Source organism: Exilispira thermophila (genome assembly GCF_055389015.1).
This window is the reverse complement of record NZ_AP042476.1, coordinates 1,441,087-1,453,991: the sequence shown is the minus strand read 5'-3', so window position 1 is coordinate 1,453,991 and position 12,905 is coordinate 1,441,087. Positions and strand designations below refer to the sequence as shown.

General features: G+C 22.1%; 12 protein-coding genes. 6 read left to right on the top strand and 6 right to left on the bottom strand.

Going from position 1 to position 12,905, the window contains the following annotated elements; translation table 11 throughout:
* Positions 1-445: 445 nt before the first annotated feature.
* From ACZ5EC_RS06170 to ACZ5EC_RS06155, 4 genes are all read right to left on the bottom strand, one after another.
* Positions 446-1,663, bottom strand: a complete 1,218-nt coding sequence (locus ACZ5EC_RS06170; protein WP_464303020.1) for an IS256 family transposase — start codon at positions 1,661-1,663, stop codon at positions 446-448.
* Positions 1,664-1,983: 320 nt separating this feature from the next.
* A complete protein-coding gene (locus ACZ5EC_RS06165; protein ID WP_464304078.1) occupies positions 1,984-2,841 on the bottom strand; it encodes a hypothetical protein in 858 nt (285 codons plus the stop codon).
* Between the two features lie 74 nt (positions 2,842-2,915).
* Positions 2,916-3,686 (bottom strand): ABC transporter ATP-binding protein, encoded by a 771-nt coding sequence (locus ACZ5EC_RS06160; protein ID WP_464304077.1) that lies wholly within the window; start codon positions 3,684-3,686, stop codon positions 2,916-2,918.
* A gap of 499 nt (positions 3,687-4,185) precedes the next feature.
* The gene (locus ACZ5EC_RS06155; protein ID WP_464304076.1) at positions 4,186-5,187 is read right to left on the bottom strand and encodes an Rpn family recombination-promoting nuclease/putative transposase; all 1,002 of its coding nucleotides are present in this window, start codon (positions 5,185-5,187) and stop codon (positions 4,186-4,188) included.
* Between the two features lie 457 nt (positions 5,188-5,644).
* On the opposite strand from ACZ5EC_RS06155, the gene ACZ5EC_RS06150 reads away from it, so the two are divergent.
* The 6 genes from ACZ5EC_RS06150 (at position 5,645) to ACZ5EC_RS06125 (ending at position 10,623) form a co-directional block, all read left to right on the top strand.
* Positions 5,645-6,640 carry an NAD(P)H-dependent glycerol-3-phosphate dehydrogenase gene (locus ACZ5EC_RS06150; protein ID WP_464304075.1) on the top strand — a complete coding sequence of 332 codons (996 nt, stop codon included), beginning with the start codon at positions 5,645-5,647 and terminating at the stop codon, positions 6,638-6,640.
* A gap of 27 nt (positions 6,641-6,667) precedes the next feature.
* Positions 6,668-7,861 (top strand): trans-sulfuration enzyme family protein, encoded by a 1,194-nt coding sequence (locus tag ACZ5EC_RS06145; RefSeq protein ID WP_464304074.1) that lies wholly within the window; start codon positions 6,668-6,670, stop codon positions 7,859-7,861.
* A gap of 162 nt (positions 7,862-8,023) precedes the next feature.
* The gene (locus ACZ5EC_RS06140) at positions 8,024-8,566 is read left to right on the top strand and encodes a YkgJ family cysteine cluster protein (protein ID WP_464304073.1); all 543 of its coding nucleotides are present in this window, start codon (positions 8,024-8,026) and stop codon (positions 8,564-8,566) included.
* A gap of 284 nt (positions 8,567-8,850) precedes the next feature.
* Complete coding sequence (locus tag ACZ5EC_RS06135; RefSeq protein WP_464304072.1) at positions 8,851-9,501, top strand: hypothetical protein; 651 nt, start codon at positions 8,851-8,853, stop codon at positions 9,499-9,501.
* A 62-nt stretch (positions 9,502-9,563) separates the two neighbouring features.
* Positions 9,564-10,106 (top strand): NUDIX domain-containing protein, encoded by a 543-nt coding sequence (locus ACZ5EC_RS06130; protein ID WP_464304071.1) that lies wholly within the window; start codon positions 9,564-9,566, stop codon positions 10,104-10,106.
* A 193-nt stretch (positions 10,107-10,299) separates the two neighbouring features.
* Positions 10,300-10,623, top strand: a complete 324-nt coding sequence (locus ACZ5EC_RS06125; RefSeq protein WP_464304070.1) for a hypothetical protein — start codon at positions 10,300-10,302, stop codon at positions 10,621-10,623.
* A 5-nt stretch (positions 10,624-10,628) separates the two neighbouring features.
* On the opposite strand, the gene ACZ5EC_RS06120 is transcribed toward ACZ5EC_RS06125, so the two are convergent.
* Both ACZ5EC_RS06120 and ACZ5EC_RS06115 read right to left on the bottom strand, forming a co-directional pair.
* Positions 10,629-11,396 (bottom strand): hypothetical protein, encoded by a 768-nt coding sequence (locus tag ACZ5EC_RS06120; RefSeq protein WP_464304069.1) that lies wholly within the window; start codon positions 11,394-11,396, stop codon positions 10,629-10,631.
* A gap of 93 nt (positions 11,397-11,489) precedes the next feature.
* Positions 11,490-12,443 (bottom strand): ABC transporter ATP-binding protein, encoded by a 954-nt coding sequence (locus ACZ5EC_RS06115; RefSeq protein WP_464304068.1) that lies wholly within the window; start codon positions 12,441-12,443, stop codon positions 11,490-11,492.
* Positions 12,444-12,905: the final 462 nt, after the last annotated feature.

Here is a 12,905-nt window from a genome sequence, read left to right as displayed (position 1 = left end):
AAATTCCTTTATTATAAAAAAGAGAGAAAATGCAAGTGAACTTATAAGTAAGCTATTAAAAAAAAATTCAAAAAATAAATAACAAATATTAATATAATTAAATTCATCTTTAGTAATAAAATTTGATAATTTAAAAATATTATTATTTAATAATAATTTAATTATAATATAAATAATTAGAGATAAAAAAATAGAAAAAAGTATATTTACAAAAATCAAGAAAAAAACTTTTGATATAAAAAACTCAAAAGGTGAAATTGGATTAGAAAAAATATATTCTGTATAATTATTTTCAAATTCATAAAATAAAATATTTCCAGAAAAAACGTATAATATTATTGAATAAAATTGTAAAAACAAAACTAGGTTATGTCAATAAAAATGTGTAAATTAGTTATAATTCTAGAATTATAACTAATTTCGCCTCCCGATGAAAATATTGACATTAACCATAAATTTTTTTTAACATTAAGTCAAGCTCATATTTTGCCTGACCAAACCCCCTTAATATTCTTTCTTCCCATCTATTTTCATAATCTTTTAATATTAAAAATAATAGTTTCTCTGCTGATTCAACTGTTGGAAAACTATTCTTCCCTTTTATTCTTTTCCTTACTTCTTCATTTAATCTCTCTATCCAGTTTGTTGTATAGATCTGTTTCCTTATACTCTCTGGAAATTCATAAAATGTTAACATATAATCCAATACTTCTTCTAAATCTTTAACTAACTTCTTATACTTCCTTCCCCATTTTATTTTAAATTGTTCAAAATAAACTAGTGCTTCTTCTTTCCTAGTTTGACTATAGACTTTTTTAAAATCCAATAATATTTCTCCTCTATCTCTTACCCTTACTCTTGTTGATATGTTCCTGCTTAAATGATATATACATCTTTGTATTTTTGATTTTGGGAAATTGTTGCTTATTACTTCTTCTATTCCACTTAATCCATCTGTTACAAACAACAATACTTTTTTTACTCCTCTTGTTTTTATATCTTCAAATATTTCATTGTAAAAGCTTGAACTCTCTGTTGGATTTATGTAAAATCCTAATATCTCTCTTTTCCCTTTTACATTTACTCCTAATAAAAAATAGATTGCTTCTTTGGATACCGTATCTCTCCTTATGTTTACATGCATTGCATCTATAAATATTACATAATAACTTTCTTCTAATTTCCTGTTTTTAAATCCTTCTATATCTTTTTTTACTTTCTCCGTTATATTCGATATCGTTTCTTTACTATATTTCATCCCATATATATCTTTTATATGTTCTGATATATCAGCTGTAGATAATCCTTTTGCATACAATTTTATTATTGTATCATCTATATTTTCAAGTCTTCTCTTATATCTTTCCAATATTGCAGGATAAAAACCATTCCTTGCTCTTGGTACTTCTAAGTTGATAATTTTTCCATGACTCGTGTCTAAATCTCTGTATCTTTTACCATTTCTGTAATTTTCTTTTTCTGTTTCTCTATCATATTTTTTAAATCCTAATACAGTATCTATTTCATTTGTCATTAAACTTTCATATCCATATTTTAATATAGATAACATTAATTCTTTTGTTTTATCAGGATTTTTAATAAATTCTTCTAAAACCCCTTGACTTTCTAAAAATTTCACTAATTCTTTACCTAAATTGTTCATTTTTTTTGCCTCCTGATGATTTGTTTTTTTTATACATATTTTTTCATCGGGAGGCAATATTTTTTATTTATTTGCTTTAAGCAACCTTATTCTGCCTTTTACACACTTTTATTTATAGCATGACAAACTATATTTAAAACAATTTATAAAACTTTTAATTATTAATAAATTACCTTTTATATTATAAACTTTATAAAGATATAAAAATGAAAATAAAAAAAAGGATGTTAATATAAAAAAGAAGATAAATAATAATAAAAAAATGTAAGTTTTAAATTGTTTTAAATCTTTTTTTAAAATTATTAACATATGTTTTTAATTTAATCTAATTTAAAATCTTTTTTATTTATAAACAATAATGTAAAGAATAATAATATAAAAATATAAAAAAATTGAATACTATAATCATATAATATTTTTATGTAATTATTAATTTTTAAATTATCAAGAATATGATAATTATAAAAAAAAGGAGATATTTTACAAATTATAGTAGTTTCAGGATTAAAAAAATTAAAAAGTATAAAAAAGATTATCCATATTAAAATTGATATAAATATTTTTATACCAGAATTTTTAAATAAAATTGAAATAAAAAATCCTAATATTGAAAAAAATATTGATGTTAAAGTAAAATTTAGAGCAATTAAAATAATTTTAAAAAAATTAATTATATTTTTGTAATTTAATAATAAATTAATAATAGATATGCTTTGTTTTTCTGCATTATTTATAAAAATTAAAACAGAATTAAAAAAAGAAATTTCTTTAAATAAAATAAAAAAGATTAAAATAATAAAACCAGTTAGATTTATAATAAATATTATAAATAAACTTGAATAAAAAATACTTTTTCGTGATATTGGCATTGAATATAAATACTCAAAGGTTCCCTTATAAAAAAATTTATGAAAAGTAATACTGAAAAAAACAATAATAAAAACTTGATAAAATAAAGATGGATTGAACTTATAAAAATTTGATATAATACTTTTATAATAAGTTTCATTTATTTTTTCTAATAATTTTGTATTTTCAATTTTATAATGGTTAATATATTGAAATAAGAAACCATTAAGATTTATATAAAATGCTAATAAAAACAATGTTGCACCAATTGTAAAAATTATATAATTTTTTTTTATTTCATATTTTATTAATGTTTTATTTATTTCCATAAATTTATTCCATTATTTATACTTTTATCAATAAAAGTTAATTTATTTTTTATTTTTTTTATTTATCTATAATTTTATATATCATTTATATCAAAATCGCCTATTTCTTTTTTAAAATATTTTTCAAATATTTTTTCTAAATTGTTATTTGTTTGTTTTAAAAATTTTTTTATATTTAAACTATAAATTAATTGACCATCTTTTATAATTGCAATATCAGAGCAAAGATTTTCAACCTCATTTAAATTATGAGAAGATAAAAAAATTGTTATTCCTTTTTCAGATAATTTTTTTAGAAGGATATGTAGTCTTTTTTGTAAAACAGGGCCAAGTCCATTTGAAGGTTCATCTAAAATTAACAATTGGGGGTTATGTAATAATGCATTTATTAAAAAAAGTTTTCTTTTATTACCATGTGAAAGTTCTTTTACTTTTTTGTTAAGATCAATAGCAAAATAGTTTGAATATTTATTAATATTTTCCAAGAAAATATTTTTTTTTAATTTATAAAATTCTGCTGTTAATTTCAGATGTTTATATCCTGTAAGATAGGGATAAAGATAATTTTCAGAGGGTACATAACCAGTTTTTAATTTTATTTTTTTAGAAAATTTTTTTGAATCAAGACCAAATATTGTAATATTTCCTTTATCTGGAACAATATAATCAAGCATGGTTCTTATAGTTGTAGTTTTTCCAGCACTATTTGGTCCTATAAATCCAAATATTGAACCTTTTTTTACTTTTAAATTAAGATCTTTAACAGCACATATTTTCCCATAATATTTTGTAAAATTTTTTATTTCTATAATGTTTTTATTTTTTAAATTATCAATATTAGTCATAAATAGATCTTTTTTTTAAATTAAGTAAATAATATATTGAGAATTTTTTAACTCATAATTATTTTATTGTCAAGTTTAAAATAAAATTATTTAGTTTTAAATGACAATTATTGTTGAAGACAATTATATGGATTCTAAAGTGGAATAATTAACTAAATCAACTAGAAAGTTAAAAAATATAAAAAGATAATTAAAAAAAAGCAATTTATATATCATAATTGAAATTTTTAAAGCGATTGTCAGTTGTCAAAGACTAAAGAGAATATATTATATTATTTTCTGTGGTTGGTGTAGTTAATAATAAAATTAGAAATTAATATATTTGATTAAATAAATTAATAAAATATTATCTATCATTATTAAAATTTATTGAGCGGATGTTAGTTGTCGAAGACATAAAAGATAAAATAGTTGGTTTAGTTTTATGTTATAATTTATAAACCTATAAAATTACATAACTAACCTAGCGAAAAAAATTTTAATAATGATAGAATTAATTCTATTTTTTAAATATCGTAATAATTTCAATTTTATTATTAACAAATAGGATTTTTTCTATTCCCCTCTCAAGCTTATCTCTATCAAAACAATTTAATATAACTTGCTTTTCATCATTGGTTATTCCAAATTTTAATTCTATCTGTTTAATTAAAACCTGTTGTTTATCAAGTATTTGTCCTTTTAGTGTTCCTTCTTTTAATCCTTCTGTTTTCCCTTTTATTTCACCTTCTTTTATCAATGATTCTAAAATCGATGGCATCTTGCTCTCCTTCTCTTCAAGTTTTTTTATCACCATTTCTCTATCTTCACTTTTCAATATTGACAATATATATACATAAAATACATTTTTTATATCTCTATTCTCTATCTCTTTAGCTAATTCTTCAAGTATCCTGGATATTAATTTCATATCTTCTTCTGCTTTATATTTTAATACATCTAGGGCTAATTTCAAGTATCTATTATAATTCATCACTTTATAACTTAATTTATTCTTTTTATCATTAAAAAATAAATATTTAAAATTTAATAAATATTTTTTAAAATTATTCTTAATCTCTTTATCTATTTTAAAATTATTTATAAATTCTGTATCAATATCCCATTTACTTTTGCCATGATAAAATACAACAGGTATTATTAAAGATAACTCTTTATTGTTTTGAAAATCTTTTTCCCATTTAACTAACATATATCGTAATAGTTGAATAAAGATAGCATTATCTTTATATGATTTATGTTCAAAAAGGAAGTATATGTTAATATTATGTTTGGAGTTAATTAGATTGGTTTCAAAAACAAGGTCAGCGAATCTATTTTTAAATTCTTTTGTGATGTAAGAAGAGTTAACAACTTTTAGGTTATTGATGTTAATATATTTTTTGATATTATCAGGTAATATGATATTAATAAAATCTTTAGCATTATTACTATTTTTAAAAACAATTTTAAAGAAAGTATCGTGGGGATGTTTAATAAAGTTATGATATAGTTCTTTCATAAAATATATCTCCATTTATTATTCTTTTTTATTATTCCTGTATATAATTTTTTTGTCTTTTATTATTTATAGACAAGAAAATATTCAAAAAAGTTTCAGAAATGAAAAAATTTTATTTTCGTGGCAGGAACAGATATTTAAAAAATATGAAATATTAATATTTACTTAATTAATTAAAAGTTATATCTAACTATCATAATTGAAATTTTTCGACTGGATTGTAGTTGTCAAAGACTTAAAAGATTAAATACTGATTTATAGTTAATGTTTAAAAATCATTAAATTATGAAATTACATAACTACACTAAGGAGAAAAATTTCAATTATGATATAATCTATTCTATTTTTTAAACATCTCTATAATTTCAATTTTATTATTAACAAAAAGGATTATTGAATTTAAAATTATTTAATATATATTTTTAAACAAATAGATAATAATTATTAGAGGAATTAAATGGCTAATATTACAGTTATTGGAGCAGGAGGATGGGGAACTGCATTAGCTATTACTTTTAGTGAAAAAAATAATGTTGTTTTATGGACGAGGTTTAAAGATCATGAAAATTCTTTAAAATTAAAGCATGAAAATATCGATTATCTACCTGGTGTTAAAATTCCGGAAAATATTATTATAACAAGTGACCTTGATTATGCTCTAAAAAATTCCGATATTGTAGTTTTTGTTGTACCATCCAAATATTTTAGAGATGTAGCTGCAGAAACAGTTAAAAAAATTAAATCCACAAAATGTATAGTTTCTGCTTCTAAAGGGTTTGATCCGCTAAGAAAAGAAAGATTATCAATTTTATTAAAGGAATTATTTCATAATAAATTTCCAATAGTTGTTTTAAGTGGACCTTCTCATGCTGAAGAAGTTGCAAGAAAAGTTCCTACATCAGTTGTTGTAGCTTCTGAAGATGAAAAGGCAGCTATTTATGCTCAAGAAAATTTATCAACAAAAATTTTCAGGATATATAGAGTTAATGATGTTATTGGAGTTGAATTAGGGGGTGCATTAAAAAATATTATAGCTATTGCTGCAGGGATTGCTCACGGGATGGGTCTTGGTGATAACACATTAGCTGCTTTGATAACAAGAGGATTAGCTGAAATTAGAAGGTTTGGATTAGCTTATAATGCTGATTTTAATACTTTTTCAGGACTTTCAGGGGTAGGAGATCTAATTGTTACATGTTTATCAGAACATAGTAGAAATCATAGAGTGGGATATATGTTAGGAAAAGGTCAAACTTTACATCAAATTGTTGATCATATGAAAATGGTTGCAGAAGGTGTTGACAATGTAAAGATAGTTGTTGAGCTTTCTAAAATGAAAGGTATTGAAATGCCAATTACACAAGCTGTTTATAATGTTATATTTAATAATGCAAAACCTGCTGATGAACTACATGCTTTACTTGAAAGAAGCCTTAAACATGAAATATGGTAGAAAATAAATATAATTTGGAGTATAAAAATGGGAAAATATGAAAAATTCAAAACTAAATCAATCCATGCAAAAAACATAGATTTAAAAATTACCAATCCTTTAAATTATCCAATATTTCAAACATCAACTTTTTATTTCAATAACTTTCAAGACCTTGAAGATACATTTACATTAAAAAAGAGAGGTTTTGTTTATACAAGAGGAGGAAATCCAACAGTTAACCTTTTAGAGAAACGGGTAGCTGAACTTGAAGGTGGAGTTGATGCAGTTTGTTTTGGAAGTGGTATGGGTGCAATTTCTTCAGTTCTTTTTTCTTTTTTGAAATCTGGAGATGAAATAATTGCTTCTTCTATATTATATGGTTCTGCTCATTCATTTATAGAACATTTTCTAACCAGATACAATATTGATGTTAAATTTGTAAATTTGAATGATATTGAATTATTAAAAAAATCAATATCAAATAAAACAAAAGTAATCTATTTTGAAACACCAACCAATCCAACTTTGGAAGTTTATGATATAGAATTAATTTCTAAAATTGCACATGAACATGGAATAAAAGTAGTAGTTGATAATACTTTTTTAACTCCTTATTTTCAAAATCCATTAGAAAAAGGAGCAGATGTAGTTGTCCATTCAATGACAAAATATTTAAATGGTCATGGTGATGCATTAGGTGGTATTGCTATTGCAAAAGATCAAGGATATATAGATTTTTTAAAATTTGGAATTATGTCTGAAATTGGTTCAGTTTTAGATCCAAACTCTGCTTTTTTAATATTAAGAGGGTTAAAAACTCTTGCAATAAGAATGGAAGAACATCAGAAAAATGCTATAAAACTTGCTAATTTTTTAAAAAGTCATAAAAAAGTTATGAAAGTTTATTATCCTGGGTTTGATGATTTTCCTTTTAAAGATATAGTGAAAAAACAAATGAAGGGTTATGGTGCAATTGTTTCTTTTGAGATTGAAGGTAATTTCGAATTAACCAGGAAGTTTATTGAATCATTACAAATACCAGCATTAGCTGTTTCTTTAGGAGATTGTGAAACATTGGTAGAACATCCATTATCTATGACTCATAGAACATATCTTGAAAACCCAGAATCTGATGAATATAAAAAGCTTGAGAATCTTGTTAGAATTTCAGTTGGGTTGGAAGATATAGATGAAATAATAGAGGATCTGGATAAGGCTTTAAATAATTTAAAATCTTAATTTATTTATAAAAATAATATTTAATTTAAATATTATTTAATTTAAATATAATGTTTTATTTGCTATAGTAAATTATAAATATTAAGTTTAAAAATCAATATTTTGTTTAGTTCTAACTGGTTGTAAAAAAAATAAATTAACTTTATTTTAAAGAAAATTTTTATGAAAATTTATGATTTGTTAATTAAAAACAAAAATAATAAAAATTTCTCATTGTCAAAATTATTTTATAATTTTATATTACCAAAATTATTTATTCCCGAAGAACTATATTTTGCATGCACAGGTTGTGGTAAATGCTGTAGATATGAACCAGGGTTTGTTTTTCTAACTCAAAAAGATATTGCAAATATTACAAACTTTCTAAAAATTAGTAAAGAAGATTTTATAAAGAATTATACAAAAAAGTATAACGATCTTTACTCTTTAGTTGAGAAATCAAATTATGATTGTGTTTTTTGGGGAAAAGAAGTTTTGGGTGGTAAAGGTGGCTGTAGAATTTATGATGTTCGGCCTGTTCAATGTAAAAATTATCCTTTCTGGATATCTGTTTTTACTTCAAAAAAATCATTTGTTGAAACAAAAAAATTCTGTCCTGGTTTTAATGAAGCTGGTAAAAAATATAATAAAGATGAAATTATTAATAATATTTTATTAGATTTTGAACAAAGATTTTCCTGGTATGAAAAAATATTAAAATTTTAAAATTTTTAATTTTTAAAATAAATATTTTAAAATTGTTAAAATAAAATAAACTAAACAAATAATATAAATAGAAACACAGGAGATAGAAGAAATAAAATTCAATAAAAATTAAAATAAAGAAATAAAATATAAAAAATATTAAATATTGAATATAAATTGAATATAAATTTTCTTAAATTAAAATTATATTTAAGGTCAATTAACTTAAATATTAAATATGAAATGTATTAACAGTATAAAACAAAAAATTTATAAAGAAATATAAAAAAATATTGGGAGAAATTATGAAGAAAGAAGATTTTATAGCATTATTATACCTACTTCTGATTGCTTTAGTTTTTATTATTCCATCTTCATTAAAATTTTATAATAACCTTTATTCAAAATTTCCATTAATTTTATCATTTTTAAAATTTGCATTACTTGCTACTTTTGGTGAGATGTTGGTTTTAAGAATCAAAAAAGGGAAATATGTGGATAAAGAATTTGGATTTTTCCCAAAACTAATGATATGGGGATTTTTGGGGATGTTTATTTATATTGCATTTGTTATTTTTGGAAACGGTACTCCAAAATTATTATTTAAAAATATTGAAATTGATACTGTTTGGCTTAAAATTGTTAATGCATTTTTTATATCTTTTTTTATGAATTTAATTTTTGCTCCTGTTATGATGATTTTGCATAATTTAACTGATATACATATTAAAAATAATAATGGTAGTTTCCCATTAAAGACATTTTATCCAGTAATTCTTTTAAAACAGGTTGATTGGGATAGAATGTGGGGATTTGTTCTAAAAAAAACCATTCCTTTTTTCTGGATTCCTGCTCATACAATAACATTTATGCTTCCAGCTCAATATAGAGTCCTATTTGCTGCAATATTGTCTATTGTATTAGGATTGTTACTTGCTATAGGGATTAAAAAGTAGTGCTTAGAATATATTTTTTTAAAAATCTGTTTTTCAGATAAAAAATTAAATAAGAAGGAATTATGGAAATAATTAGCAAAAAATATCTATATAATGGAAAATTTGTAAATTTTATTACTAAAAAGTATAAAGATAAAGAAGGAAATGAAAAAAATTATGAGTATTCTGAAAGAAATAATTTACAAAAAGCAGTTGTAATGATCCCTTATATAAAAGAAAAAGATTCTTTTGTTATCATTAAGCAATACAGAATCCCATTTGAAGATTATATAATTGAATTTCCAGCAGGTCTTATTGAAAATGAAGAAGAGATTAGTATGGCTGCTATAAGAGAACTTGAGGAAGAAACTGGATATATTGGACAAGTAATTAATGTGTCAAAATCAACCCCTTCAACTCCTGGTTTAACAACTGAGGAGATTTATTTTGTTTTTATGAAAATTATCGATATGAAAAAACAAAAACTTGAACCTTCAGAAAATATAGAGGTATTATTGGTTAACAGAGAGTCATGGGATCTTTTAAAAAATGAAAATATAAAAATTCAATCCTGGGTCTATCTGTTTTTTGAAACTTATTTTAATAAAGCTAAAATAATGCAATAATATAATTCTATTAAATAATGAGATATAATAAAAATAATTCTATTAAATAATAAGATAAAATAATTGAAGAATAAAATAATTAAAGAAAATTAAGATGATAACAAAATTAAATAATTAAGCTACTTCATAGGATTAATATAAATTAAGAGAATTGTATAAAATAATAAATTATAAAAACAAAAGTGAGGAAAAAATGTCAACAGCGTTGATTATATCTTTAGTAGTTGGATTAATATTAACAGTTTTTTATCTTGCATGGATGAGAAAAGGGCAAAAAACTAATGAAGATCTAGCTAAAAATATGACTGAATCAATGAAAGGGTATTTTAAAATATTAACTTTTTTTGATAGATTTTTAAAGGAAAAAGATAAAGTTAAGAAAAAAGAATATTTTGAGAAAATTAGAGAACTTTTATATGAATATAATAAAAAATTCCCTTCATCAAGTTATAAAAAAGAGATATTGAAAATTGAATCTAAATTAGTTGAATATATGAATGAAGAAGGGATTGAATAGCTATATTAATATTGTCCTATAAGGTTTTTTCTTCTGGCAATATTTTCACAAATTTTATAAGCAGAAATTCCAATAATAAGATAAATTAAACTAATTAACCCTAAAAGCAAGTACCATTTATAATCGAAATTTTGATTGTTTCTGATCATTTTTTGTATTGTAGAAGATCCAGCTGCAAATGGCAAGAAAGAATAAAAATTTAATGGGTATGCTGATACAGAAACAATTCCAATTAATCCAAAAGTAATTATTTGCATAAATGAAGAAATCTTTTTAAAAATCATTACAAGTCCACCAAAAAAAATACCCAATCCCCATAAAGAGGGAATTGAAAGAATTAAAACGGGTAATACTCTTAACAAGTCTATTGATAGCCATATTCCTGTTACTGCCATTGTAGCAATAAGAACTATTCCAACAAAAAATAGTGAAAATATAAAATCAAGAAAAGATCTAAAAAAGAAAATAATTTCTATACCAATTGAACTTAAATAAAGTTGTTCTAAAGTTCCCCTTTGGATTTCTTCATAAACTCCATATGCTAAATCCTGAAATCCAATAATTGCAAAAGTCCACATAATATAACCTATAATCAATGATGCAAGGCTATCACTGCTTATATTAGGACCAGCAAAGAATTTTATGCCATAAAACATTGCAATGAAAATAATAAAAAAAACAATTAAATTTGTAAAAGTATTAAATAGATATCTTTTAAATTCATTATACATTTTCATTGTTTCAACAGCAAATAATGCTAATAGTTTTTTCATTATTGATTCTCCCTTTTGTTTTTTTTAGAAGACTTTTTTGATATTTTTATAATTATTTTCTGATATTAATGTAATTTGTGTTGTTAATACTTTTTAATTTTCTTCTTTGTTTATTATATCAATAAATATATCTTCAAAATCATTTTGAACTGTTTCAAGCTCTATAATTGAGTATCTGTTTTCTCTTAAAATATCTAAAACAAAATAGAGTTGCATTGGATCTTTAAATGTAAAGAATAATGATGTTTTTTCTTTACTCTGATCAAATCGAAAATTATCTAATTTTTTAAATTTTATAATAAGCTCATTTGTTAAATTTTTATTTATAACAATTTTATAAACCTTTTTAGAAAAGTAAGTTTTTAACTCTTTTAGACTTCCCTGTTTAATAATTTTACCCTTCTTTATAATAATTACTCTATCGCAGGTATTCTCGATAAATTTCATATCATGAGAGGTAATTAGAATAAATTTATTGGTTTCTTTAGCATAGTTTTTAATCCAGTCTCTCATAGTTCTTGTTGTTTCAATATCAAGTCCTAATGTTGGTTCATCAAGTAAAACTATTTCAGGATCAGAAATTAATGCACATGCAACTGCTACCTTCTGTTTCATCCCTTTAGAAAACTTTCTTACCTGATCATTAGCAACATCTTTTAAATCAAGTGTTTCTAAAAAGTAATTAATACTGCTTTTAATATTTTTTTTAGGTATCCCCTTTAATCCAGCAAAATATACCATATTTTCTACAGGTGTAAGTCTCCAGTATATATTCCTTGAACCTTCCAATACAGCGCCAATTTTCTCCAATGCTTTTTTTCTATGTTTTTTGTTGTTAAATCCTGAAATTTCAATGTTTCCTTCATCATAATTAATGATTGTAGCTATAGATTTAATTGTTGTAGTTTTACCAGAACCATTTGGTCCCAGTATTCCCAGTACTTCCCCTTTATAACCCTGGAAACTGATCCCATTTACTGCTAAAATTTTTTCTTTCTTCAAATGATAAATTTTTTTTAAATTTTCTACTTTTAAAATTGAATTCATCAATCAATCCTTTAAATAAGTTAAGGTATTTATTAATATAATTAAGATAATTAATATAAAATAAGATAATGTCAAGTAAAAAATTAATAATAATTAAATAAATATTAAAATAATCAATGTAATTGTTGAAATAAATTTAATATATTGAGTAGATAATTAAATGATTAGATATTATTAAATTTAAAAAGCATATTTTATAAAAGAGAGTGTTTTAATATATTTTTAATATTTATAAAAATTTAAAAATATTAAAAATCTAGAAAATTAATTGATTGAAAATAAATACTTATGGACATTAAAAAGATAAAATATTTTAGATAAAACTTTTTTATAACTATTTAATTTTGTTATTAAGTAATTTGATTTAAATTGATAAGATTTATTAAAAAATATAATAAAATAGATTAAATATTTAAAAAACGGTTCTATATTAATGATTTTTATATTAATAATTTATAGGGA

Coding starts and splice junctions, on each gene's coding strand:
- ACZ5EC_RS06160 (WP_464304077.1), bottom strand. CDS start 3,686: ATGACTAATATTGATAATTTAAAAAATAAAAACATTATAGAAATAAAA.
- ACZ5EC_RS06150 (WP_464304075.1), top strand. CDS start 5,645: ATGGCTAATATTACAGTTATTGGAGCAGGAGGATGGGGAACTGCATTA.
- ACZ5EC_RS06165 (WP_464304078.1), bottom strand. CDS start 2,841: ATGGAAATAAATAAAACATTAATAAAATATGAAATAAAAAAAAATTAT.
- ACZ5EC_RS06140 (WP_464304073.1), top strand. CDS start 8,024: ATGAAAATTTATGATTTGTTAATTAAAAACAAAAATAATAAAAATTTC.
- ACZ5EC_RS06115 (WP_464304068.1), bottom strand. CDS start 12,443: ATGAATTCAATTTTAAAAGTAGAAAATTTAAAAAAAATTTATCATTTG.
- ACZ5EC_RS06130 (WP_464304071.1), top strand. CDS start 9,564: ATGGAAATAATTAGCAAAAAATATCTATATAATGGAAAATTTGTAAAT.
- ACZ5EC_RS06135 (WP_464304072.1), top strand. CDS start 8,851: ATGAAGAAAGAAGATTTTATAGCATTATTATACCTACTTCTGATTGCT.
- ACZ5EC_RS06155 (WP_464304076.1), bottom strand. CDS start 5,187: ATGAAAGAACTATATCATAACTTTATTAAACATCCCCACGATACTTTC.
- ACZ5EC_RS06120 (WP_464304069.1), bottom strand. CDS start 11,396: ATGAAAAAACTATTAGCATTATTTGCTGTTGAAACAATGAAAATGTAT.
- ACZ5EC_RS06125 (WP_464304070.1), top strand. CDS start 10,300: ATGTCAACAGCGTTGATTATATCTTTAGTAGTTGGATTAATATTAACA.
- ACZ5EC_RS06145 (WP_464304074.1), top strand. CDS start 6,668: ATGGGAAAATATGAAAAATTCAAAACTAAATCAATCCATGCAAAAAAC.
- ACZ5EC_RS06170 (WP_464303020.1), bottom strand. CDS start 1,663: ATGAACAATTTAGGTAAAGAATTAGTGAAATTTTTAGAAAGTCAAGGG.